The following is a 24131-nucleotide window of genomic DNA, read 5'->3' as shown; positions in this document are numbered from 1 at the left end:
CGGCCTCGCCCGCTCACCCCCGGCCTCGCCCGCTCACCCCCGGCCTCGCCCGCTCACCCCCGACCTGGCCCGCTCACCCCCGGCCTCGCCCGCTCACCCCCGACCCCGCCCGCTGCCCCTCAGCCCCCCCGCTCACTCCCAGTCCCACCCGATCCCCAGCATCCCCGACCGCACCCGGGGCTCCACGAGATGCACCGAGCGGTGCCGCCCGCTGAGGGCCAGTTCCTGCCGGCCGCCGCGCGGTGCCGCCGGCGAGTGCTGCGTGAACCGGTGGCAGCGCACCGGCAGGGCCGCGGCGTCGAACCGCACCTGGAGCGCGTACTGCCCGCTCGCCGAACCGAACCCGCGGACGTACTCGCGCGAGGCCCCCGCCGTGCCGTCCTCCACGCCGTAGCGGAAGAGGTGGGTGTCCCCGGCCCGCAGACGCGTGTCGAAGAGCAACTCGGTGACGAGCACCCCGGTCTCGTGGTGGGTGCGGACGCGTCCCGTACGGCAGTTCTCCAGCGCGTGGACGGTCATCCGCGCGGGAGCGCATCCCGGGTCGCCCTGGTGGACGGCGACGAAACGGTCGACGCCGTCGCGGTGGGCGCGGACGATGTGGTGCGACTCGCGGCCCGCGAGCTCGCGGCGGGGCCCGACCCGGATCAGTTCGTGGTGCCCGAGGATGTACACCCCGCCGTCCGACGGCGGATGATCCAGCTCGGCCAGCAGGCGGTCGAGTACGCCCGACGCCTCCACGTAGGAGCGGTAGGAACGGGCCGCGGGCCGCTTGGCCGAGGTGTCCTCGTCGGCCTCGGCGAGCAGGCGTATCAGTGACTCCTCGGGCAGCTGGAGTATCTCCTCCAGCGCCCGCACGGCCCGCAGCGACTCCGGGCGCTGCGGCCGCCGGGCGCCCTGCTGCCAGTAGCTCAGACTCGTGACGCCCACTCTCACCCCGTGGCGCGACAGATGGTGCTGCACACGCTGCAGCGGCAGCCCGCGAGCGGCGATCGCGGCGCGCAGCGCGACGTGGAAGGGGCCGCCGCGCAGGGCCGAGTCGAGTTCCGCGGTGGCGGCGTCCGCGTGCTGAGTGGCGTGCGGCATGCAGGGGCCTTTCTGTGAAGTCCACAACGGCTGGTCAGACCGTTCGACGCGGATCCGTCGAGAGGATCCGTCGAGGAGGGATGGGTCGGGGCCGCCGCCCCCGTTGCGGCACAGAGGGTCTTCACATGTCCGTACGCCGCGCTCCAGGGCCCCGAGTCCCCCCGCATTGAAGCGTGTTGACCAAGCCCCGACAACACCTGACGCCCGACCGCGACGCGCTCCTGGCCGAGAACACACCGGCTCGCCGCCCCAAGGGCACTCGGCGTGACCGAACGGACCCGGACCGTCTCCCCCCGGCCCCTCCTCCGGTCGTCCACAGGGCCCCGGCCCGTCGTCCACAGCCCCGCCGGAGTGTCGGTCCCCGCCAGTAGGGTGTGAGTCATGGCCGACCCCTCCAGCTACCGCCCCAGGCCGGGTGAGATCCCGGACTCCCCGGGGGTGTACAGGTTCCGTGACGAGCACCGCAGGGTGATCTACGTCGGAAAGGCGAAGAGCCTGCGCCAGCGCCTGGCGAACTACTTCCAGGACCTGGCGAACCTCCACCCCCGCACCCGCACCATGGTCACCACGGCCGCGTCCGTGGAGTGGACGGTGGTGTCCACGGAGGTCGAGGCGCTGCAGCTGGAGTACTCCTGGATCAAGGAGTACGACCCCCGGTTCAACGTGAAGTACCGCGACGACAAGAGCTACCCCTACCTCGCGGTGACGATGAACGAGGAGTTCCCGCGCGTGCAGGTGATGCGCGGCCACAAGAAGAAGGGCGTGCGGTATTTCGGGCCGTACGGACACGCCTGGGCGATCCGCGACACGGTCGACCTCCTGCTGCGCGTCTTCCCGGTGCGCACCTGCTCCGCCGGCGTCTTCAAGAACGCCTCCCGGACCGGCCGCCCCTGTCTGCTCGGCTACATCGGCAAGTGCTCGGCGCCCTGCGTCGAGCGCATCTCCCCGGACGACCACTGGGACCTGGCCGACGAGTTCTGCGACTTCATGGCCGGCCGCACCGGCACCTACCTGCGCCGCCTGGAGCGGCAGATGGCCGAGGCGGCCGACGAGATGGAGTACGAGCGGGCGGCGCGCCTGCGCGACGACATCGGGGCCTTGAAGAAGGCCATGGAGAAGAGCGCGGTCGTGCTCGCCGACGCGACCGACGCCGACCTGATCGCGGTCGCCGAGGACGAGCTGGAGGCGGCCGTCCAGATCTTCCACGTGCGCGGCGGACGCGTGCGCGGCCAGCGCGGCTGGGTCACGGACAAGGTGGAGGAGATCACCACCGGTGCCCTCGTCGAGCACGCCCTCCAGCAGCTGTACGGCGAGGAGACCGGGGACGCGGTCCCCAAGGAGGTCCTGGTCCCCGCCCTGCCCGACCCGGTGGAGCCGGTCCAGCAGTGGCTGACGGAGCGCCGAGGGTCGGGCGTGTCGCTTCGGATCCCGCAGCGCGGGGACAAGAAGGCGCTGATGGAGACCGTCCAGCGCAACGCCCAGCAGGCGCTCGTCCTGCACAAGACCAAGCGCGCCTCCGACCTGACGACGCGCTCACGCGCGCTGGAGGAGATCGCCGACGCCCTCGACCTGGACAGCGCCCCGCTCCGGATCGAGTGCTACGACATCTCGCACCTCCAGGGCGACGACGTCGTGGCCTCCATGGTCGTCTTCGAGGACGGGCTGGCCCGCAAGAGCGAGTACCGCCGGTTCCAGATCAAGGGCTTCGCCGGACAGGACGACGTCCGTTCCATGCACGAGGTCATCACCCGCCGCTTCCGCCGCTACCTCGCCGAGAAGGAGAAGACCGGCGAGTGGGCGGACGGAGAGGACGCCGCCGACGGGACGGAGGCGGGCGGCGACGAGCAGCTCACGGACGGCCCGGCCCTGAAGGACGACGACGGCCGCCCCAAGCGCTTCGCCTACCCGCCTCAGCTCGTCGTCGTCGACGGCGGGCAGCCGCAGGTCGCGGCGGCCCAGCGGGCCCTGGACGAGCTCGGCATCGACGACATCGCCGTCTGCGGACTCGCCAAGCGCCTGGAGGAGGTCTGGCTGCCCCGCGAGGACGACCCGGTCGTCCTGCCCCGCACCAGCGAGGGCCTGTACCTGCTGCAGCGGGTCCGCGACGAGGCGCACCGCTTCGCGATCACCTACCAGCGGGCCAAGCGCGCCAAGCGTTTCCGCTCCAGTCCGCTGGACGACGTGCCGGGCCTCGGGGAGACCCGCAAGCAGGCGTTGATCAAGCACTTCGGTTCGGTGAAGAAGCTGCGGTCGGCGACGATCGACCAGATCTGCGAGGTGCCCGGCATAGGCCGCAAGACGGCCGAGACCGTGGCCGTGGCCCTCGCCCGGGCCACCCCGGCCGCGCCCGCCGTGAACACGGCGACCGGAGAGATCATGGATGACGAGGACGGGGCACCCGAGACGACGGCGGATGCCCCGGGGGAGCCCGTGACCGCGGGCACCCCGGACGAACGACGGGGGCAGGAGAGATGACCGAGCACGAGGCACAGCCCACAGTGGGGCGAGAACAGGCCCACGGCACGACCGGCGAGGAGGCGGGCCCGCAGACGGCCGCTGCCGAACAGCGCCAGGACGACGGAGCACAGGTGAGTACGGGCAAGGAAACAGCCGGGGCGCACGAGGCGGCCATCCCCGAGCTGGTGATCATCTCCGGCATGTCCGGAGCCGGCCGCTCGACGGCCGCCAAGTGTCTGGAGGACCTGGGCTGGTTCGTCGTCGACAACCTCCCGCCCGCGCTGATCCCCACCATGGTGGAGCTCGGCGCCCGCTCCCAGGGCAACGTGGCACGGATCGCGGTCGTCGTCGACGTCCGCGGCCGGCGCTTCTTCGACAATCTGCGCGAATCCCTCGCGGACCTCGACTCCCGCGGCGTCACCCGCCGGATCGTCTTCCTGGAGTCCTCCGACGAGGCGCTGGTGCGCCGCTTCGAGTCGGTGCGCCGCCCGCACCCCCTCCAGGGCGACGGCCGCATCGTCGACGGCATCGCCGCCGAGCGGGAACTGCTGCGCGAGCTGCGCGGCGACGCCGACCTGGTGATCGACACCTCCAGCCTCAACGTGCACGAGCTGCGCGCCAAGATGGACGCCCAGTTCGCCGGCGACGAGGAGCCCGAGCTGCGGGCCACCGTCATGTCCTTCGGCTTCAAGTACGGCCTCCCGGTCGACGCCGACCTGGTCGTGGACATGCGCTTCCTGCCCAACCCGCACTGGGTGCCGGAGCTGCGCCCGTTCACCGGCCTGAACGAGGAGGTGTCCTCGTACGTCCTCAACCAGCCCGGGGCCAAGGAGTTCCTCGACCGCTACACCGAGCTGCTCCAGATGATCGCCGCGGGCTACCGTCGGGAGGGCAAGCGCTATGTGACCGTCGCCGTCGGCTGCACCGGCGGCAAGCACCGGTCCGTGGCCATGTCAGAGAAGCTCGCCGCCCGGCTCGTCGCCGAGGGCGTGGAGACGGTGGTCGTCCACCGGGACATGGGACGGGAATGACACGACGTACTCCGCGGCTGAGCAGGCTGCGCCGGGTGGTGCCCGAGGGGCGCGGCGGCAGGCCCGCCGAAGCCCGCGCCGCCCGGCCCGAACAGGCGCGCGGCGGCAAGCCGCGCCGCCGGGGCGCCCAGCCCAAGGTCGTCGCCCTCGGCGGCGGCATGGGCCTGTCCGCCTCGCTCGCCGCACTGCGCCGGATCACCGGCGACCTCACCGCCGTCGTCACCGTGGCCGACGACGGTGGCTCCAGCGGGCGCCTCCGTGACGAGCTGGGCGTCCTGCCGCCCGGCGACCTGCGCAAGGCGCTGGCCGCGCTGTGCGGCGACGACGACTGGGGCCAGACCTGGGCCCGCGTCATCCAGCACCGCTTCCAGTCCCAGGGCGACCTGCACGAGCACGCGGTCGGCAATCTGCTGATCGTCGCCCTGTGGGAGCAGCTGGGCGACCACGTCCAGGCGCTGGACCTGGTCGGCAAGCTGCTCGGCGCGCACGGGCGCGTGCTGCCCATGTCCGCCGTGCCGCTGGAGCTCCAGGCCCTGGTCAGGGGGCACGACCCGGACCGGCCCGACGAGGTGGACACCGTGCGCGGGCAGGCGACCGTGGCGCTCACGCCCGGCGAGGTGCAGTCCGTGCACCTGGTGCCGAACGACCCGCCCGCCGTCCCCGAGGCGGTCGACGCCGTCCTGGACGCGGACTGGGTGGTGCTGGGGCCCGGCTCCTGGTTCTCCTCGGTCATCCCGCACCTGCTCGTGCCCGATCTGCTGGACGCGCTCGTCGAGACGAAGGCCCGCCGGGTGCTCTCCCTGAACCTCGCTCCGCAACCCGGAGAAACCGAGGGCTTCTCACCGCAGCGTCATTTGGAGGTTTTGGGACGACACGCCCCTAAACTCGCCCTGGACGTGGTGCTGGCCGACGAGGCCGCCGTGCCCGACCGTGACTCGCTCACCGACGCCGCGAAACGGTTCGGCGCCGCTGTCGAACTGGCTCCGGTCGCCCGGACCGACGGGACCCCGAGGCACGACCCGGAGCTGCTGGCCGCCGCGTACGACCGTATTTTTCGGATGCATGGAAGGATCGGCCCATGGCGATGACGGCAGCGGTGAAGGATGAGATCTCCCGGCTCCCCGTCACCCGGACCTGCTGCAGAAAGGCGGAGGTCTCCGCCATTCTGCGGTTCGCCGGCGGCCTTCACCTGGTGAGCGGGCGCATCGTGATCGAGGCCGAGCTGGACACCGCGAGGGCGGCCCGTCGGCTGAAGCAGGACATCCTGGAGATCTTCGGGCACAGCTCGGAGCTGATCGTGATGGCGCCGGGCGGACTGCGCCGCGGCTCGCGTTACGTCGTTCGGGTGGTCGCGGGCGGTGACCAGCTGGCCCGCCAGACCGGTCTGGTGGACGGCCGGGGCCGCCCGATCCGGGGCCTGCCGCCGCAGGTGGTCTCGGGGGCCACCTGCGACGCCGAGGCCGCCTGGCGCGGAGCGTTCCTGGCGCACGGCTCGCTCACCGAGCCCGGCCGCTCCTCCTCCCTGGAGGTGACCTGCCCGGGCCCCGAGGCCGCGCTCGCGCTGGTCGGCGCCGCCCGCCGACTGTCGATCCCCGCCAAGGCCCGCGAGGTGCGCGGCGTGGACCGGGTCGTGGTCCGCGACGGCGACGCGATCGGCGCCCTGCTCACCCGGCTCGGCGCCCACGACTCGGTGCTGGCCTGGGAGGAGCGGCGGCTGCGGCGCGAGGTCCGCGCCACCGCCAACCGCCTCGCCAACTTCGACGACGCCAATCTGCGCCGCTCCGCCCGCGCGGCCGTCGCCGCCGGAGCCCGGGTCCAGCGCGCCCTGGAGATCCTCGCCGACGACGTGCCCGAGCACCTCGCCGCCGCGGGCCGGCTCCGCATGGAGCACAAGCAGGCCTCCCTGGAGGAGCTGGGCGCCCTCGCCGACCCGCCGCTGACCAAGGACGCCGTCGCCGGCCGCATCCGCCGCCTGCTGGCCATGGCCGACAAGCGGGCCTCGGACCTCGGCATCCCCGGCACGGACGCCAACCTCGGCGAGGAGGAGCTGGCCGACAATCTGGTCGGCTGACCGAACGCGCGTCGGCCCGCCGCGCACGGGCCGTCAACGAGCCGGTGCGGGCGCCCGCTTGGGTGACCGGCACCGGCTTTCGCGTGTCCTTGCCGCGCTCTTGACTCGATCATGAGCTGTCATGAGCCTGGCATCTGTTCGCTGCTGTGGCGAACGCAGGCCTGTTGGACAGGCCCCATCTAGGGGGGTTCATGAGACGAAGAGCGAGATCGATCCTCGCCGTCGGCGCGCTCCTGATCGGCGGAGCGAGCTTCGCGCCCATCGCACAGGCACAACCCGCAGGCCCCGCGACCGCGGACGCCGACGAGGTGAAGGTCTTCCGCGCGGACGTGACCCAGGAGCAGGTACCCCTGCTGCTGGCCGCCGGCCAGGACGGCCACGAACTCAGTGAGCGGGTCCCCGCCAAGGGGACGGCCACCGTCGAGGTCTACCTCACCGACCAGCAGGCCGGGAAGCTGGAGAAACAGGGCGTCGACCTCAAGGAGCACACCCTCTCCTCCCGTGCCGAGAAGCGCGTCGAGGACGCCGCCGAGGGCGTCTTCCGCCCGTACAGCGGCAGCGGCGGCCTCAAGGAGGAGATCCTGCGTACCGCGCAGGACAACCCCCGCCTCACCAAGGTCGTCTCCATCGGCAAGTCGGTGAACGGCCAGGACATCCTCGCGCTCAAGCTCACCAAGAACGCGAAGAAGTCGAAGGACGGCTCCAAGCCCTCCGTCCTCTACATGTCCAACCAGCACGCGCGAGAGTGGATCACCCCGGAGATGACCCGGCGGCTGATGCACCACTACCTGGACAAGTACGACAAGGACCGGCGGATCAAGAAGCTGGTCGACTCCACCGAACTGTGGTTCCTCCTGTCGGCCAACCCAGACGGCTACGACTACACGTTCGAGGACACCGACAACCGCCTGTGGCGCAAGAACCTGCGCGACAACAACGGTGACGGCGCCATCGGCACCGGCGACGGCGTCGACCTCAACCGCAACTTCGCCTACAAGTGGGGCTACGACGACGAGGGCTCGTCCCCCAACCCCACCAGCCAGACCTACCGGGGCGCCGGCCCGAACTCCGAGCCCGAGACCAAGGCCCTGGACGCCTTCCAGAAGCGGATCGGGTTCACGTACGGCATCAACTACCACTCCGCGGCCGAGCTGATCCTCTACGGGGTCGGCTGGCAGGTGGCCACGAACACCCCGGACGACGTCCTCTACAAGGCGCTCGCCGGCACGCCGGACAACCCCGCGGTCCCCGGCTACCACCCGCAGGTCTCCTCGGAGCTTTACACCACCAACGGCGAGGCGGACGGCCACGCGGCCAACGTCAACGGCGTGGCGATGTTCACCCCGGAGATGTCGACCTGCCAGACCATCTCCGAGCAGGACCCCGACGACGAGTGGAACGCGGGCGACTGCCAGTCGGGCTTCAACTTCCCCGACGACGAGAAACTGATCCAGCAGGAGTTCGCGAAGAACATCCCCTTCGCGCTCTCCGTCGCCGAGACCGCCGCCCACCCCGACCGGCCGTCCTCCGCGGTCGGCCTGGAGGCCGCCGACTTCACCCCGGCCCCCTTCACCACCTCCTACTCGCGCGGCGCCGACCAGGAGGTCTCCGTCGTCGCACGCAAGTCGGTGCGCGACAAGGAGCTGAAGTACCGCGTCAACGGCGGACGCGTCCACGACATGAAGCTGCGGCCCTGGCGGGGCGGCGAGACGTACGGCGGCGAGGACAACCTCTACTTCGACGAGTACCGGGCCAAGGTCAAGGACGGCGACCGTGGTGACCGGGTCGAGGTCTGGTTCGCCGGCGAGACGAAGCGCGGCAAGCGGACCGAGAGCGCGCACTTCACGTACACGATCGCCGAGCGGCCCCGCGCGGACGTCCTCGTCGTCGCCGAGGAGGGCGCGAAGGCCACGCAGACCCAGAAGTACGTCGACGCACTGAAGGCCAATGGCCGGCGGGCGGCCGTCTGGGACGTCGCCACACAGGGCGCGCCCGACGCGCTCGGCGTCCTCGGCCACTTCCACACCGTCGTCCACCACACCGGCGCCGCGGTGCCCGGCAACGCCACCCAGCTCCAGCTCCGTGCCTTCCTCAACGAGGGCGGCAGGCTGATCGAGGCGGGCGAGCGGGCCGGCGGCAGCGTCGACCTCGGCGGCGGCACCATGTCCAACGACTTCAGCCAGTACTACCTGGGCGCCTACACCCGCACCTCGACCCCCGGGGCCACCGGATTCACCGGCTCCGGCAAGCTCGCCGGAGCCACCGGCACGCTCGGCGACGCCCCCGGCAACCCGCTGGACACCGCCGGAACCTACAGCGTGACCTCGGACCAGCTGCCCGTCGGCACCTACCCGCAGTTCGCGAGCGCGGGCGCGGGGAAGTTCGCCGGCACGGTCAACCCGTACGGGCCCTACGCGGGCGAGTGGATGGCCGCCGCCGTCCACACCGACGACGCCTACAAGCGGCTCACCCGCACCGTCGACCTCACCGGTGTCACCGCCGCCGACCGGCCCACGCTCCGCACCCAGCTGCTGTGGGACACCGAGCGCGGCTACGACCACGCCCTGGTCGAGGCGCACACCACCGGCGCCGACGACTGGACCACGCTCCCCGAGGCGGGCGGCGCCACCGGCACGGCCGTACCGGCGGAGTGCGCGGCCGGGTTCTACATGGGCGAGCACCCCTGGCTGGAGCACTACCTGACCCTGTCCGACGACGGCTGCACCGCGACCGGCACCACCGGGCAGTGGAACAGCCTCACCGGCTCCTCCGGGGGCTGGCGGCAGGTCGAGTTCGACCTGAGCGCCTACGCCGGGAAGTCCGTCGAGGTGTCGATCGCCTACGTCACCGACCCCGGCAGCGGCGGACGCGGCGTCCTCGCCGACGAGGCCTCGCTGGTCGTCGGCGGTGCGGCGACCGAGACCGAGGGCTTCGAGACGGCGCTCGGCGCCTGGCAGGTCTCCGGGCCGCCCGCGGGCAGCCCCGCCGTCCTGAAGGACTGGGGCCGCACCGGAACCCTGTTCCAGACGTACGGCGCGGTCACCACGGACGACACGGTCCTGCTGGGCTTCGGCCTGGAGCACCTCACCGAGCCGGCCGCCCGGGCGGCCCTGGTCCGGCAGGCGCTGCGTGCCCTGGATGAGTGAAATCCGCGGCGCGGGGGACTGACTCGGTGTAGCGAAATCGGGTGATCGGTCCCCGTGACCCGGGGCGGTCCGTACCCCTACTGGCGGGTACGGACCGTCCTGCCGGGTATGGGGCGTCTCGATGTCACCCCCGAGGCCCTGGAGAGGTAGGGTCGGAGGTGGTCGGGGACATCCCAAATACAGCTCGCCGGCACATCGGGCCGGCGTACCAACGAGGAGATCGGTTCGTGACGATCCGCGTAGGCATCAACGGCTTTGGCCGCATCGGTCGTAACTACTTCCGCGCGCTGCTGGAGCAGGGTGCAGACATCGAGATCGTGGCTGTCAACGACCTGGGTGACACCGCGACCACCGCCCATCTGCTGAAGTACGACACCATCCTCGGCCGCCTCAAGCAGGAGGTCTCGCACACCGAGGACACCATCACCGTCGGCGACAAGACCATCAAGGTCCTCGCCGAGCGCAACCCCGCGGACATCCCGTGGGGTGAGCTGGGTGTCGACATCGTCATCGAGTCGACCGGCATCTTCACGAAGAAGGCCGACGCCGAGAAGCACATCGCGGGCGGCGCGAAGAAGGTCCTCATCTCGGCCCCGGCCAAGGACGAGGACGTCACCATCGTGATGGGCGTCAACCAGGACACGTACGACCCGGCGAACCACCACGTCATCTCCAACGCCTCCTGCACCACCAACTGCGTGGCGCCGATGGCCAAGGTCCTCGACGAGAACTTCGGCATCGTCAAGGGCCTGATGACGACGGTGCACGCGTACACGAACGACCAGCGCATCCTGGACTTCCCGCACAAGGACCTGCGTCGCGCCCGTGCCGCCGCGGAGAACATCATCCCGACCACCACGGGTGCCGCCAAGGCCACCGCGCTGGTCCTCCCGCAGCTCAAGGGCAAGCTGGACGGCATGGCCATGCGCGTCCCGGTCCCGACCGGCTCGGTCACCGACCTGGTCCTGGAGCTCGGCCGCGAGGTCACCAAGGAAGAGGTCAACGCCGCCTTCCAGAAGGCCGCCGAGGGCGAGCTCAAGGGCATCCTGGAGTACACCGAGGACGCGATCGTCTCCTCGGACATCGTCAACGCCCCGGCGTCCTGCACCTTCGACTCGTCCCTGACCATGGTCCAGGACGGCAAGAACGTGAAGGTCATCGGCTGGTACGACAACGAGTGGGGCTACTCCAACCGCCTCGTCGACCTCACGGTCTTCGTCGGCAACCAGCTCTGATCGACTCGGACTCAGCAGGCACCTCGATGCGGTAGCAGGGCTCGGGCAGCGCAAGGCCGCGCTGCCCGAGCCCTGCGTCGCGTCCGCAAGGCCGCGCTGCACCGAGCCCTGCGTCGCGTCCGCAGCGACCAGCCCTCGTAGGATCACGAGCGATCACGAGAACCCAGGAGCCCTCTTGAAGACGATCGACGAACTGCTCTCCGAAGGCGTCGCGGGCAAGCGCGTCTTCGTCCGCGCCGACCTCAATGTGCCGCTGGACGGCACCACCATCACCGACGACGGCCGTATCCGCGCCGTGGTGCCCACCGTCAAGGCCCTGGCCGACGCGGGCGCGCGCGTGATCGTCGCCTCGCACCTGGGCCGCCCCAAGGGCGCCCCGGACCCGGCCTTCTCCCTCGCCCCGGCCGCCGCCCGCCTCGGTGAGCTGCTCGGCGCCGACGTCGCCTTCGCCGAGGACACGGTCGGCACCGCCGCCGAGTCCACGGTGGCCGGCCTCGCCGACGGCCGGGTCGCCGTCATCGAGAACCTGCGCTTCAACGCCGGGGAGACCAGCAAGGACGACACCGAGCGCGCCGCCTTCGCCGACAAGCTGGCCGGCCTCGCGGACGTCTACGTCGGAGACGGCTTCGGCGCGGTGCACCGGGGGCACGCCTCGGTCTTCGACCTCCCCAAGCGCCTGCCGCACTACGCCGGCTACCTCATCGCCACCGAGGTCGGCGTCCTGAAGAAGCTCACCGACGACGTCCAGCGCCCGTACGTCGTCGCCCTCGGCGGCGCCAAGGTCTCCGACAAGCTCGCCGTCATCGACCAGCTGCTCGGCAAGGCCGACCGGCTCCTCATCGGCGGCGGCATGGCGTACACCTTCCTCAAGGCCCAGGGCCACGAGGTCGGCATCTCCCTCCTCCAGGAGGACCAGATCCCGGCCGTCAAGGAGTACATGGAGCGCGCGGAGAAGAACGGCGTCGAGCTGGTCCTCCCCGTCGACGTCCTGGTCGCGTCCGAGTTCCCGGACCTGAAGACCAAGGCCCCGGCCAACCCCGCCACCGTCGCCGCGGACGCCATCCCGGCCGACCAGGAGGGTCTGGACATCGGTCCCGAGACCCGCAAGCTGTACGCCTCGAAGCTCGCCGACGCGGCCACCGTCTTCTGGAACGGCCCCATGGGCGTCTTCGAGCACCCCGACTACGCGGAGGGCACCAAGGCGGTCGCCCAGGCCCTCCTCGACGCCCCGGGCTTCACCGTGGTCGGCGGTGGCGACTCCGCCGCGGCCGTCCGTACGCTCGGCTTCGACGAGAACGCATTCGGCCACATCTCGACCGGCGGCGGCGCCTCCCTCGAATACCTCGAGGGCAAGACGCTCCCCGGCCTCGCCGCACTGGAGGACTGACCTCAATGACCACCCGCACGCCGCTGATGGCGGGCAACTGGAAGATGAACCTCAACCACCTCGAGGCCATCGCCCACGTCCAGAAGCTCGCCTTCGCCCTCGCGGACAAGGACTACGACGCCGTCGAGGTCGCCGTCCTCGTCCCCTTCACCGACCTGCGCTCGGTGCAGACCCTGGTCGAGCACGACAAGCTCAAGATCAAGTACGGCGCCCAGGACATCTCCGCCCACGACGGCGGCGCCTACACCGGCGAGATCTCCGGCCCGATGCTGGCCAAGCTGCGCTGCACCTACGTCGCGATCGGCCACTCCGAGCGCCGCCAGTACCACGCCGAGACCGACGAGCTAGTGAACGCCAAGGTCAAGGCCGCCTACAAGCACGGCCTGACCCCGATCATGTGCGTCGGCGAGGAGCTGGAGGTCCGCGAGGCGGGCAACCACGTCGCCCACACCCTCGCCCAGGTCGAGGGCGGCCTGGGGGACCTCCCGGCCGAGCAGGCCGAGACGATCGTGATCGCCTACGAGCCCGTGTGGGCCATCGGCACCGGCAAGGTCTGCGGCGCCGAGGACGCCCAGGAGGTCTGCGCGGCCATCCGCGGCAAGCTCGCCGAGCTGTACTCGCAGGAGCTGGCCGACAAGGTCCGCATCCAGTACGGCGGCTCGGTCAAGTCCGGCAACGTCGCCGAGATCATGTCGCAGGCCGACATCGACGGCGCCCTGGTCGGCGGTGCCTCGCTGGACTCGGACGAGTTCGTCAAGATCGTCCGCTTCCGCGACCAGTAGCCGGCCCGCCAGGTCGATCAGTAGGTCGACCGGTGAGTATGCGTCGGCGGCGATACGTCGTACCCTTGCGGGGGCATGGTGGCCTGCTGTCACCGTGCCCCCGTCGTTCATCCGAATCCGAGGAAGTTGGTCCAGCCGTGGTTTTGGGGTTCTCGATCACCCTGATCGTCTTCAGCCTGCTGCTGATGCTGCTGGTGCTGATGCACAAGGGGAAGGGCGGCGGCCTCTCCGACATGTTCGGTGGCGGCATGCAGTCGTCCGTCGGCGGCTCCTCGGTCGCCGAGCGCAACCTCGACCGGATCACCGTGGTGGTCGGTCTGCTGTGGTTCGCGTGCATCATGGTGCTCGGCCTGCTGATGAAGGCGAACAACTGAACAACTTGAACAACTGACACACCCCGCACTTGAGTACGTAAAGCCCCATGTTCGGTACGCGCCCCACGGCGCCGCCTATCATGGGGCTTGCGTCTGGGCGCTTGGGCTTGTAACTCCAACCACTGGACGCGCGTTGGGCCTTACGTAGACTGAGGCGCTCGCAGCGAAGCGAACGCCGACTCGCTTTGCGGCACCATCACGCAGGGAGTTACGACCGTGGCAAGTGGCAACGCGATCCGGGGAAGCCGGGTCGGGGCGGGGCCGATGGGCGAGGCCGAGCGTGGCGAGTCCGCGCCGCGCCTGCGCATCTCCTTCTGGTGCTCCAACGGACACGAGACGCAGCCGAGCTTCGCGAGCGACGCACAGGTCCCCGAGACCTGGGACTGCCCGCGATGCGGCTTCCCCGCCGGACAGGACCGGGACAATCCGCCGGACCCGCCGCGCACCGAGCCCTACAAGACCCATCTCGCCTACGTGCGCGAGCGTCGCAGCGACGCGGACGGTGAGGCGATTCTCGCCGAGGCGCTCGCCAAACTGCGGGGCGAGATCTAGACCGGCCTCCCGTCAGGCTCCTTCGGCCTTCCCGGCTCCTTCGGCCAGTCCTCCCGCGGGCTGATCAATTAGGTTGGAACGCCGGGACAGCTGGGACACCGAAGGAAGAAGGCTGAAGTCCGACATGAACGCAGACGGCCGTACCAGGCTCAACCAGACGCCCGAATGGACCGCGCTGGCCAAGCACCGCGAGGAGCTCGGCGAGGTGCGGCTGCGAGAGCTGTTCGCCGCCGACCCCGGTCGCGGCACCGGCCTCACGCTCCGGGTGGGAGACCTGTACGTCGACCACTCCAAGCACCTCGTCACCGACGAGACCCTGCGGCTGCTGCGCGAGCTGGCCGCCGCCACCGACGTGTTCGGGCTGCGCGACGCCATGTTCCGCGGCGAGAAGATCAACACCACCGAGGACCGGGCGGTGCTGCACACCGCGCTGCGCGCCCCGCGGGACGCGGTCATCGAGGTCGACGGCGAGAACGTCGTCCCGAAGGTGCACGCCGTGCTCGACAGGATGGCCGACTTCGCCGACCGCGTCCGCTCCGGGGAGTGGAAGGGCCACACCGGCAAGCGCATCAGGAACGTCGTCAACGTCGGCATCGGCGGCTCCGACCTCGGCCCCGCCATGGCCTACGAGGTGCTGCGAGCCTTCACCGACCGCGAGCTGACGGTCCGTTTCGTCTCCAACGTCGACGGCGCCGACCTGCACGAGGCCACCCGCGACCTGGACCCGGCCGAGACGCTGTTCGTCATCGCCTCCAAGACCTTCACCACCATCGAGACGGTCACCAACGCCACCTCCGCCCGGACCTGGCTGCTGAACGCGCTCGGTGACGAGAAGGCCGTCGCCAAGCACTTCGTCGCCCTGTCGACCAACGCCGAGAAGGTCGCCGACTTCGGCATCGACACGGCCAACATGTTCGAGTTCTGGGACTGGGTCGGCGGACGCTACTCGTACGACTCGGCGATCGGCCTCTCCCTGATGATCGCCATCGGCCCGGACCGCTTCCGCGAGATGCTCGACGGCTTCCACCTCGTCGACGAACACTTCCGCACCGCCCCCGCCGAGGCCAACGTCCCCCTGCTCATGGGCCTGTTGGGCATCTGGTACGGCAACTTCCACGACGCCCAGTCGCACGCGGTACTGCCGTACTCCCACTACCTGTCGAAGTTCACCGCGTACCTCCAGCAGCTCGACATGGAGTCCAACGGCAAGTCCGTCGACCGGGACGGACGCGAAGTGGACTGGCAGACCGGCCCGGTCGTCTGGGGCACGCCCGGCACCAACGGACAGCACGCCTACTACCAGCTCATCCACCAGGGCACCAAGCTCATCCCGGCGGACTTCATCGGCTTCGCCGAGCCGGTGGCCGAGCTGAGCGACGAGCTGAAGGCCCAGCACGACCTGCTGATGGCGAACTTCTTCGCGCAGACCCAGGCGCTCGCCTTCGGCAAGACGCCGGACGAGGTGCGGGCCGAGGGCGTGCCGGAGGAACTGGTCCCGCACAAGACGTTCCGGGGCAACCACCCGACGACCACGATCCTCGCCCGCGAGCTGACCCCGTCGGTACTCGGCCAGCTCGTCGCCCTCTACGAGCACAAGGTGTTCGTCCAGGGCGCGGTGTGGAACATCGACTCCTTCGACCAGTGGGGCGTCGAACTCGGCAAGGCGCTCGCCAAGCGCGTCGAACCCGCCCTCACCGAGACGTTTTCATCAGCCGCTGCCGCGGCGGGCTCGGCCCCCGGCCTGGACGCCTCCACCAAGGCACTGGTCGCCGCCTACCGGGAGCTGCGCGGCCGGCGGTGAGCCCCGCCCAGTGCGGTGGCCGGGCCAGACCGGTCAGGCCACCGCACTGAGGGCGTCCGCGATGTCAGCACCCGTCGCAGGACCCTCGTCCAGGCATCCTCCACCCGGGCGGACAACGCCCCCGACCGTGCGCGAGAGAACACACGGTCGGGGGCGTCAGACGATGCCCGGTTACGCCGACGCCGGCGGATACAGCGACCTCGGCAGCCGCGCCGCCGCCGCCGTGTCCAGGAGCCACAGCGTGCGGGCGCGGCCCTGCGCCCCGGCCGCCGGGGCCTGGATCTCGCCCGCGCCCGACAGGGCCATCGCGACCGCGTTCGCCTTGTCCTCGCCCGCCGCGAGCAGCCACACCTCACGAGCCGTGCGGATGGCCGGCAGGGTCAGGGAGATACGGGTGGGCGGCGGCTTGGGGGAGCCGTGGACGCCGATCACCGTGCGCTCGGTCTCCCGTACGCCCGGATGCTCCGGGAAGAGCGACGCCACGTGCGTGTCCGGGCCCACGCCCAGCAGCAGGACGTCGAAGGACGGCACGGCCGCGTGGTTCTCGGGGACGGACGCCTCGGCCAGCTCCTGCGCGTACGCCGCCGCCGCGGCCTCCACGTCCGAGCCGTGCGGCCCGTCCGACGCCGCCATCGCGTGCACCCGCTTCGGGTCCAGCGGCACCGAGTCGAGCAGCGCCTCGCGGGCCTGGGTGACGTTGCGCTCCGGGTCGCCCTCCGGGAGGAAGCGCTCGTCGCCCCACCACAGGTCCAGGCGGGCCCAGTCGACGGCGTCCCGGGCCGGAGACCCGGCGATCGCGGCCAGCAGGCCGTTGCCGTTGCGGCCGCCGGTCAGGACCACGGACGCGCTGCCCCGGGAGGCCTGCGCGTCCACGATCTTCGTGATCAGCCGTGCCGCCGCGGCCTCGGCCATCAGCTCCTTGTCACGGTGCACGACCAGCTGGGGAGTGCTCACTTCGCCGCCGCCTTCTTCACCGGTGTCTTCTCCTGCGCCGCGTCCTTCGCGGGAGCTTTCGCAGCCGTCTCGACGGGAGCGGCGACCGCGACGGCCCCGCCGCCCTCACCGGAGTCCCCTTTGCCCGGCGCGTCCGGCGCGTTCAGCCGGTCCACCCCGTACCGCAGCGCCGAGGCGTACGTGTCGTCCGGGTCCAGGCGGCGCAGCTCCTCCGCGATCAGCTCGGCCGTCTCGCGGCGCTTGAGCGCCACCGCGCGGGCCGGCTGGCCCTGGATGGACAGGTTCGCCAACGAGCCGTCGGCCCGGTCCAGCACGACCGGGCCGCAGTCGGTGTCCATCCGGACCGCCGTCAGACCCGGTCCGTTGGAAGCGGTGCGCTTCACCGGCACGTCCAGCCGGTCCGCGAGCCACATCGCGAGCAGCTCGCAGCTCGGGTTGTACTCCTCGCCCTCCACCTCGACCGCCTGCACCCGGCAGTCGACCTGGTCCAGGGCCGCCGCGAGCATCGAGCGCCACGGCGTGATGCGGGTCCAGGACAGGTCGGTGTCGCCCGGCGCGTAGGCGTCGGCGCGGGCGGCCAGCTCCCGTACCGGCTCCTCGCAGGCGTAGGTGTCGGTGACCCGGCGCTGGGCCAGCGCGCCCAGCGGGTCCCCGGCCGGGTCCAGCGGCGCGTTCACCGGCCACCACACCACGACCGGAGCGTCCGGCAGCAGCAGCGGCAGGACCACCGACTGGGCGTGGTCGACGACGTCGCCGTACAGGCGCAGCACGATCGTCTCGCCGGTGCCCGCGTCGGCGCCGAGGCGTACCTCCGCGTCCAGCCGGGACTTCGTACGGTCCCGGGGCGAACGCGAGACGCGCTTGATGACGACGAGCGTGCGCGAGGGGTGCTCGTGCGCGGCGTCGCTCGCGGCCTTCAGCGCGTCGTAGGCGTTCTCCTCGTCGGTGACGATGACCAGGGTGAGCACCATGCCGATGGCCGGGGTGCCGATCGCCCGGCGCCCCAGCACCAGCGCCTTGTTGATCTTGCTGGCCGTGGTGTCCGTGAGGTCTGTCTTCATGGGCGGCGCCAGCTCCGTCCGTCTCGTTCGAGCATGTGGTCCGCCTCGACGGGTCCCCAGGTGCCGGCCGGGTACTGGGCCGGAGCGCCGTGCTCGTCCCAGTACTGCTCGATCGGGTCGAGGATCTTCCAGGACAGCTCGACCTCCTCGGTGCGCGGGAAGAGGTTGGCGTCGCCCAGGAGGACGTCCAGGATGAGGCGCTCGTACGCCTCCGGGCTCGACTCCGTGAAGGACTCGCCGTACGCGAAGTCCATGGACACGTCCCGGATCTCCATCGATGTGCCCGGCACCTTGGAGCCGAAGCGGACGGTGACGCCCTCGTCGGGCTGGACGCGGACGACGATCGCGTTCGAGCCCAGTTCCTCGGTGGCCGTGGAGTCGAAGGGGGAGTGCGGCGCGCGCTGGAAGACGACCGCGATCTCGGTGACCCGGCGGCCGAGTCGCTTGCCGGTGCGCAGGTAGAAGGGGACGCCCGCCCAGCGGCGGTTGTCGATGCCGACCTTGATCGCGGCGTAGGTGTCGGTCTTCGACTTCGGGTCGATGCCGTCCTCTTCGAGGTAGCCGACGGCCTTCGCGCCGCCCTGCCAGCCCGCCGCGTACTGGGCGTGCACGGTGTCCCGGCCCAGGTCCTTGGGGAGCCGGACCGCGCCGAGCACCTTGGTCTTCTCGGCGGCCAGCGCGTCCGCGTCGAAGGAGGCCGGCTCCTCCATCGCGGTCAGCGCGAGCAGTTGGAGGAGGTGGTTCTGGATGACGTCGCGGGCGGCGCCGATGCCGTCGTAGTAGCCGGCCCGGCCGCCGATGCCGATGTCCTCGGCCATCGTGATCTGGATGTGGTCGACGTAGGACCGGTTCCAGATCGGCTCGAACATCGTGTTGGCGAAGCGGAGCGCCAGGATGTTCTGGACGGTCTCCTTGCCCAGGTAGTGGTCGATGCGGAAGACCTGGTCCGGGGCGAAGACCTCGTGGACGATCGCGTTGAGTTCCTCGGCCGACTTCAGGTCGTGCCCGAACGGCTTCTCGATCACCGCGCGGCGCCAGGAGCCGCTCGACTGGTCGGCCAGCTGGTGCTTCTTCAGCTGCTGGATGACCACCGGGAAGGACTTCGGCGGCACCGACAGGTAGAAGGCGAAGTTGCCGCCCGTGCCCTGCGCCTTGTCCAGCTCGTCGATGGTGCCGCGCAGCCGCTCGAACGCCTCGTCGTCGTCGAAGGTGCCCTGGACGAAGCGCATGCCCTGGCTGAGCTGCTGCCAGACCTCCTCACGGAAGGGGGTTCGCGAGTGTTCCTTGACGGCGTCATGCACGACCTGGGCGAAGTCCTCGTGTTCCCAGTCGCGGCGGGCGAAACCGACGAGCGAGAAGCCCGGCGGCAGCAGACCCCGGTTGGCGAGGTCGTACACGGCGGGCATGAGCTTCTTGCGGGAGAGGTCGCCGGTGACGCCGAAAATGACCAGACCCGACGGCCCCGCGATACGCGGGAGCCGTCGGTCTGCGGGGTCACGCAGCGGGTTGCTGCTTGACAATGTCTTAGCCCTCCGAGGGGGCGAGGCGCTTCAGCTCCGCCTCGGTCGACTTCAGCAGGTCGGTCCAGGAGTCCTCGAACTTGTCGACGCCCTCCTTCTCCAGCAGCTGGACCACCTCGTCGTAGCCGATCCCGAGCTTCTCGACCGCGTCGAGGTCGGCGCGGGCCTGCTCGTAGGTGCCGGCGACGGTGTTGCCGGTGATCTCGCCGTGGTCCTCGGTGGCCTCCAGAGTGGCCTCCGGCATGGTGTTGACCGTGTTGGGCGCGACCAGGTCGGTGACGTACATCGTGTCGCTGTACGCCTTGTCCTTCACGCCGGTCGACGCCCACAGCGGACGCTGCTTGTTGGCGCCGGCCTTCTCCAGGGCGTTCCAGCGGTCGGAGGAGAAGACCTCCTCGTACGCCTGGTAGGCGAGACGGGCGTTGGCGACGGCGGCCTTGCCGCGCAGCGCCTTGGCCTCGTCGGTGCCGAGCGCGTCGATCCGCTTGTCGATCTCGGTGTCCACGCGGGACACGAAGAAGGACGCCACCGAGTGGATCTGCGACAGGTCCAGGCCGCGCTCCTTGGCCTTCTCCAGGCCGGTCAGGAAGGCGTCCATGACCAGGCGGTAGCGCTCCAGCGAGAAGATCAGCGTGACGTTGACGCTGATGCCCAGGCCGATCGTCTCGGCGATGGCCGGGATACCGGCCTCGGTCGCCGGGATCTTGATCAGCGTGTTGGGCCGGTCCACCAGCCAGGCGAGCTGCTTGGCCTCGGCGACCGTCGCCTTGGTGTTGTGCGCGAGGCGCGGGTCGACCTCGATGGAGACCCGGCCGTCCTTGCCGCCGGTGGCGTCGAAGACGGGGCGCAGGATGTCGGCGGCGTCGCGGACGTCCGCCGTGGTGATCATGCGGATGGCCTCTTCGACCGTGACCTTGCGGAAGGCGAGGTCGGAGAGCTGCTGGTCGTAGCCGTCGCCCTGCGAGATCGCCTTCTGGAAGATCGACGGGTTGGTGGTGACGCCCACGACGTGCTGCTGGTCGATCAGCTCGGCGAGGTTGCCGGACGTGATCCGCTTGCGCGACAGGTCGTCCAGCCAGATCGCGACGCCTTCATCGGAGAGGCGCTTGAGTGCGTCTGTCATGGAAAATGCATCTCCTACGTGTCGTGTGTACGAGCGTCAGCGCTGAGCTGCGGTCAGCGATTCCCGGGCAGCGGCGGCCACGTTCTCGGCAGTGAAGCCGAACTCGCGGAAGAGCACCTTGCCGTCCGCCGAAGCACCGAAGTGCTCCAGGGAAACGATGCGGCCGGCGTCCCCGACGTACTTGTGCCAGGTGAGACCGATCCCGGCCTCGACCGCGACGCGGGCCCTCACGGACGGGGGCAGGACGCTGTCCCGGTACCCCTGGTCCTGCTGCTCGAACCACTCGACGGACGGCATGGACACCACGCGGGTCGGCACACCGTCGGCCTGGAGCTGCTCGCGCGCCTCCACGGCGACGTGCACCTCGGAACCGGTGGCGATGAGGACGACCTCGGCCTCGCCGCCGTCCGCCTCGAACAGCACGTAGCCGCCCTTGGCCGCGTCCTCGTTGGGCTCGTACGTCGGCACACCCTGGCGGGTCAGCGCCAGACCGTGCGGCTGGCCCTTGCCGAACTCCTTCGTCCAGCGGCGCAGGATCTCGCGCCAGGCGATGGCCGTCTCGTTGGCGTCCGCCGGGCGGACCACGTTCAGACCCGGGATGGCGCGCAGCGAGGCGAGGTGCTCGACGGGCTGGTGGGTCGGGCCGTCCTCGCCCAGACCGATGGAGTCGTGCGTCCACACGTACGTCACCGGCAGGTGCATCAGCGCCGACAGTCGCACGGCGTTGCGCATGTAGTCGGAGAAGACCAGGAACGTTCCGCCGTAGATGCGGGTGTTGCCGTGCAGCGCGATGCCGTTCATCTCGGCGGCCATCGCGTGCTCGCGGATGCCGAAGTGAATCGTGCGGCCGTACGGGTCCGCCTCGGGCAGCGGGTTGTCCGCCGGGAGGAAGGAGGACGTCTTGTCGATCGTCGTGTTGTTCGAGCCGGCCAGGTCGGCGGAGCCGCCCCACAGCTCGGGGACGATCGCGCCGAGCGCCTGGAGCACCTTGCCGGACGCGGCGCGGGTGGCGACACCCTTGCCCGTCTCGAAGACCGGGATCTTCTCCTCCCAGCCCCCCGGCAGCTCGCCCTTGGCGACCCGCTCGTACTCGGCGGCGCGCTCGGGGTTGTTGTCCCGCCACTGCTGGAAGGACTTCTCCCACACGGCACGGGCCGCCTGGCCCCGCTCCAGCGCCTGCCGGGTGTGGCCGATGACCTCGTCGGAGACCTCGAAGGACTTCTCCGGGTCGAAGCCCAGGACCCGCTTGGTCGCGGCGACCTCGTCGTCGCCGAGCGCCGAGCCGTGCGCGGCCTCGGTGTTCTGGGCGTTCGGGGCGGGCCAGGCGATGATCGAGCGCATGGCGATGAAGGACGGCCGGTCGGTGACCTGCTTCGCCGCCTCGATCGCGTCGTAGAGCGCGTTCGGGTCCAGGTCGCCGTCCGGCTTCGGGGCGACGCGCTGCACGTGCCAGCCGTACGCCTCGTAGCGCTTGCAGGTGTCCTCGGAGACGGCGGTCTCGGTGTCGCCCTCGATCGAGATGTGGTTGTCGTCCCACAGCAGGACCAGGTTGCCGAGCTTCTGGTGGCCCGCGAGGGAGGAGGCCTCGGCGGAGATGCCCTCCTGGAGGCAGCCGTCACCGGCGATGCAGTAGATGAAGTGGTCGAACGGGGACTCGCCCTCGGCGGCCTCCGGGTCGAACAGGCCGCGCTCGTAGCGGGCGGCCATCGCCATGCCCACCGCGTTGGCGACACCCTGGCCGAGCGGGCCGGTCGTCGTCTCCACGCCCGTGGTGTGGCCGTACTCGGGGTGACCCGGGGTCTTGGAGCCCCACGTCCGGAAGGACTCCAGGTCCGCCAGCTCCAGGCCGAAGCCGGCCAGGTAGAGCTGGGTGTAGAGGGTCAGGGACGAGTGGCCGGCGGACAGCACGAAACGGTCGCGTCCGACCCAGTTCGCGTCGGCCGGGTCGTGCCGCATCACCTTCTGGAAGAGGGTGTAGGCGGCGGGCGCCAGGCTCATCGCCGTACCCGGATGGCCGTTGCCAACCTTCTGTACGGCATCGGCGGCCAGGACGCGGGCGGTGTCCACGGCCCGCTGGTCCAGTTCGGTCCACTCGAGGTCTGTGGTGGTCGGCTTGGTGCTCACCCTGAGTCAGGGCTCCTCTCCACATGTCGGATGCCGGTGCACGTGGGCGCCCACCGGCTGCCGGCGCGTCCTGAGTCGGCCGGCCGTTGTTGAGCCTACCCCCGTAAGTACGTGCGTTTTTCCGCTGGAAACCAGACTGCCGGGACTCTCTTGGATCCGCCTGCCGACTGGGCGAAACCGCATTCGGCAAGTGAATACGGAGCCGCTCATCTGACCGCTCAATCGACTCCCCGAACGCACGTCGGAGCACCCCCTTCAACACGACCCCACCCCCGCGAAGGCCGAGGTATGGGCAACGTCTAAAGTGGCGTGGTACGCGCGAGCCTTTACCGCCACTTCACACGGTCGGGCTTGCTGGGAGTCTCTGTCAGGGGTGTGCGTGACGGCCGTTGAATCCCGTCCTGCGGGGGTTATCGGGACGAGCCAGAGCCCGAGTCACCGGCCGTTCGGGGCCCGTGTCAAGGCGTTCGTGGCGTTGACCAAGCCGCGGATCATCGAGCTTCTGCTGATCACCACCGTTCCGGTGATGTTCCTGGCCGAGCAGGGTGTTCCGGATCTGAAGCTGGTGCTGCTGACCTGTGTCGGCGGTTACCTGTCCGCGGGCGGCGCCAACGCGCTGAACATGTACATCGACCGCGACATCGACGCGCTGATGGACCGGACCTCGCAGCGGCCGCTGGTGACCGGCATGGTCAGCCCGGCCGAATGCCTCGTCTTCGGCATCACCCTGGCCATCGTCTCGACGCTGCTGTTCGGCCTCACCGTCAACTGGCTGTCGGCCTGGCTCTCGCTCGGCGCACTCCTCTTCTACGTCGTCGTCTACACGATGATCCTCAAGCGCCGCACCTCGCAGAACATCGTCTGGGGCGGCATCGCCGGCTGCCTGCCGGTACTCATCGGCTGGTCGGCCGTGACCGACTCGATGTCCTGGGCGCCGATCATCCTCTTCGGGGTGATGTTCTTCTGGACGCCGCCGCACTACTGGCCGCTGTCCATGAAGGTCAAGGAGGACTACGCGCGCGTCGGCGTGCCGATGCTCCCGGTCATCGCCTCCAACAAGGTCGTCGCCCGGCAGATCGTCATCTACAGCTGGGTGATGGTCGTCGTGTCGCTGCTGCTGACGCCGCTCGGCTACACCGGCTGGTTCTACACGGCGGTGGCCCTGCTGGCCGGCGGTATGTGGCTGTGGGAGGCGCACGGGCTGCAGAACCGTGCCAAGGCCGAGGCGACGGGCGGCAAGCTCAAGGAGATGCGGCTCTTCCACTGGTCGATCACCTACGTGTCGGTGCTGTTCCTGGCGATCGCGGTGGATCCCTTCCTGCGCTGAGTACCTCTGGAGCGGGGGGGGGGGGGGGGGGGGGGCCCCCCCCCCCCCCCGGGCCGGGTTTTTATCAACGCGGGATGGTGCAGGGGGAGGGGGGAAACCCCCC

Annotated in this window: 18 protein-coding genes; 12 read left to right on the top strand and 6 right to left on the bottom strand. The window is 70.5% G+C overall.

Going from position 1 to position 24131, the window contains the following annotated elements; genetic code table 11:
• Positions 1-132: 132 nt before the first annotated feature.
• Complete coding sequence (locus ACFW48_RS37725; protein ID WP_386323054.1) at positions 133-1083, bottom strand: hypothetical protein; 951 nt, start codon at positions 1081-1083, stop codon at positions 133-135.
• A 381-nt stretch (positions 1084-1464) separates the two neighbouring features.
• Between ACFW48_RS37725 and uvrC the strand changes: the two genes are divergently transcribed.
• The 11 genes from uvrC (at position 1465) to pgi (ending at position 15919) form a co-directional block, all read left to right on the top strand.
• Positions 1465-3558 carry an excinuclease ABC subunit UvrC gene (uvrC, locus tag ACFW48_RS37720; protein WP_386323052.1) on the top strand — a complete coding sequence of 698 codons (2094 nt, stop codon included), beginning with the start codon at positions 1465-1467 and terminating at the stop codon, positions 3556-3558.
• Positions 3555-4571 carry an RNase adapter RapZ gene (rapZ, locus tag ACFW48_RS37715; RefSeq protein WP_386323051.1) on the top strand — a complete coding sequence of 339 codons (1017 nt, stop codon included), beginning with the start codon at positions 3555-3557 and terminating at the stop codon, positions 4569-4571. Before uvrC ends, rapZ begins: the two co-directional genes overlap by 4 nt.
• Entirely contained in the window at positions 4568-5659 is a 1092-nt protein-coding gene (gene yvcK / locus ACFW48_RS37710; protein ID WP_386323049.1) for a uridine diphosphate-N-acetylglucosamine-binding protein YvcK, read from the top strand. The genes rapZ and yvcK overlap by 4 nt, the downstream gene beginning before the upstream one ends.
• Positions 5650-6642, top strand: coding sequence for a DNA-binding protein WhiA (whiA, locus tag ACFW48_RS37705; protein WP_122615079.1), 993 nt, complete (start codon positions 5650-5652; stop codon positions 6640-6642). The genes yvcK and whiA overlap by 10 nt, the downstream gene beginning before the upstream one ends.
• Positions 6643-6833: 191 nt before the next feature.
• Positions 6834-9788 (top strand): M14 family zinc carboxypeptidase, encoded by a 2955-nt coding sequence (locus ACFW48_RS37700; RefSeq protein ID WP_386323047.1) that lies wholly within the window; start codon positions 6834-6836, stop codon positions 9786-9788.
• Positions 9789-10015: 227 nt separating this feature from the next.
• Positions 10016-11023, top strand: coding sequence for a type I glyceraldehyde-3-phosphate dehydrogenase (gene gap, locus ACFW48_RS37695; RefSeq protein ID WP_386323045.1), 1008 nt, complete (start codon positions 10016-10018; stop codon positions 11021-11023).
• 175 nt (positions 11024-11198) lie between these two features.
• Complete coding sequence (locus ACFW48_RS37690) at positions 11199-12410, top strand: phosphoglycerate kinase (RefSeq protein ID WP_386323043.1); 1212 nt, start codon at positions 11199-11201, stop codon at positions 12408-12410.
• A 5-nt stretch (positions 12411-12415) separates the two neighbouring features.
• Positions 12416-13192: a triose-phosphate isomerase gene (gene tpiA, locus ACFW48_RS37685; protein WP_386323041.1), complete on the top strand. Its 777-nt coding sequence runs from the start codon at positions 12416-12418 to the stop codon at positions 13190-13192.
• A gap of 137 nt (positions 13193-13329) precedes the next feature.
• A complete protein-coding gene (gene secG, locus ACFW48_RS37680; protein ID WP_386282427.1) occupies positions 13330-13566 on the top strand; it encodes a preprotein translocase subunit SecG in 237 nt (78 codons plus the stop codon).
• Positions 13567-13782: 216 nt separating this feature from the next.
• Complete coding sequence (locus ACFW48_RS37675) at positions 13783-14118, top strand: RNA polymerase-binding protein RbpA (protein ID WP_003976875.1); 336 nt, start codon at positions 13783-13785, stop codon at positions 14116-14118.
• 124 nt (positions 14119-14242) lie between these two features.
• Positions 14243-15919, top strand: a complete 1677-nt coding sequence (gene pgi / locus ACFW48_RS37670) for a glucose-6-phosphate isomerase (RefSeq protein WP_386323037.1) — start codon at positions 14243-14245, stop codon at positions 15917-15919.
• Positions 15920-16090: 171 nt separating this feature from the next.
• Here pgi and pgl read toward each other — a convergent pair whose 3' ends face one another.
• The 5 genes from pgl to tkt are packed head-to-tail and all read right to left on the bottom strand — an operon-like array spanning position 16091 to position 22701.
• Entirely contained in the window at positions 16091-16873 is a 783-nt protein-coding gene (gene pgl, locus ACFW48_RS37665) for a 6-phosphogluconolactonase (protein ID WP_386323035.1), read from the bottom strand.
• Positions 16870-17934, bottom strand: a complete 1065-nt coding sequence (gene opcA / locus ACFW48_RS37660) for a glucose-6-phosphate dehydrogenase assembly protein OpcA (RefSeq protein WP_386323033.1) — start codon at positions 17932-17934, stop codon at positions 16870-16872. Before opcA ends, pgl begins: the two co-directional genes overlap by 4 nt.
• Positions 17931-19454, bottom strand: coding sequence for a glucose-6-phosphate dehydrogenase (gene zwf, locus ACFW48_RS37655; protein ID WP_310873944.1), 1524 nt, complete (start codon positions 19452-19454; stop codon positions 17931-17933). Before zwf ends, opcA begins: the two co-directional genes overlap by 4 nt.
• A 4-nt stretch (positions 19455-19458) precedes the next feature.
• Positions 19459-20577, bottom strand: a complete 1119-nt coding sequence (gene tal / locus ACFW48_RS37650; RefSeq protein WP_386323031.1) for a transaldolase — start codon at positions 20575-20577, stop codon at positions 19459-19461.
• Positions 20578-20613: 36 nt separating this feature from the next.
• Positions 20614-22701, bottom strand: a complete 2088-nt coding sequence (gene tkt / locus ACFW48_RS37645; RefSeq protein ID WP_386323029.1) for a transketolase — start codon at positions 22699-22701, stop codon at positions 20614-20616.
• Positions 22702-23074: 373 nt separating this feature from the next.
• On the opposite strand from tkt, the gene ACFW48_RS37640 reads away from it, so the two are divergent.
• Complete coding sequence (locus ACFW48_RS37640; RefSeq protein ID WP_386323027.1) at positions 23075-24028, top strand: heme o synthase; 954 nt, start codon at positions 23075-23077, stop codon at positions 24026-24028.
• Positions 24029-24131: the final 103 nt, after the last annotated feature.

It is taken from the genome of Streptomyces sp. NPDC058812 (genome assembly GCF_042744565.1).
Classification (GTDB): Bacteria; Actinomycetota; Actinomycetes; order Streptomycetales; family Streptomycetaceae; genus Streptomyces; species Streptomyces thinghirensis.
Note: the sequence above shows the minus strand (reverse complement) of the source record. Positions and strands in the feature narration are given on the sequence as shown.

Excerpts from the sequence above, each read along its gene's own strand:
- ACFW48_RS37700 (WP_386323047.1), top strand. The coding sequence starts at position 6,834 with ATGAGACGAAGAGCGAGATCGATCCTCGCCGTCGGCGCGCTCCTGATC.
- ACFW48_RS37725 (WP_386323054.1), bottom strand. The coding sequence starts at position 1,083 with ATGCCGCACGCCACTCAGCACGCGGACGCCGCCACCGCGGAACTCGAC.
- opcA (WP_386323033.1), bottom strand. The coding sequence starts at position 17,934 with ATGAAGACAGACCTCACGGACACCACGGCCAGCAAGATCAACAAGGCG.
- whiA (WP_122615079.1), top strand. The coding sequence starts at position 5,650 with ATGGCGATGACGGCAGCGGTGAAGGATGAGATCTCCCGGCTCCCCGTC.
- tal (WP_386323031.1), bottom strand. The coding sequence starts at position 20,577 with ATGACAGACGCACTCAAGCGCCTCTCCGATGAAGGCGTCGCGATCTGG.
- rapZ (WP_386323051.1), top strand. The coding sequence starts at position 3,555 with ATGACCGAGCACGAGGCACAGCCCACAGTGGGGCGAGAACAGGCCCAC.
- tpiA (WP_386323041.1), top strand. The coding sequence starts at position 12,416 with ATGACCACCCGCACGCCGCTGATGGCGGGCAACTGGAAGATGAACCTC.
- pgi (WP_386323037.1), top strand. The coding sequence starts at position 14,243 with ATGAACGCAGACGGCCGTACCAGGCTCAACCAGACGCCCGAATGGACC.
- yvcK (WP_386323049.1), top strand. The coding sequence starts at position 4,568 with ATGACACGACGTACTCCGCGGCTGAGCAGGCTGCGCCGGGTGGTGCCC.
- uvrC (WP_386323052.1), top strand. The coding sequence starts at position 1,465 with ATGGCCGACCCCTCCAGCTACCGCCCCAGGCCGGGTGAGATCCCGGAC.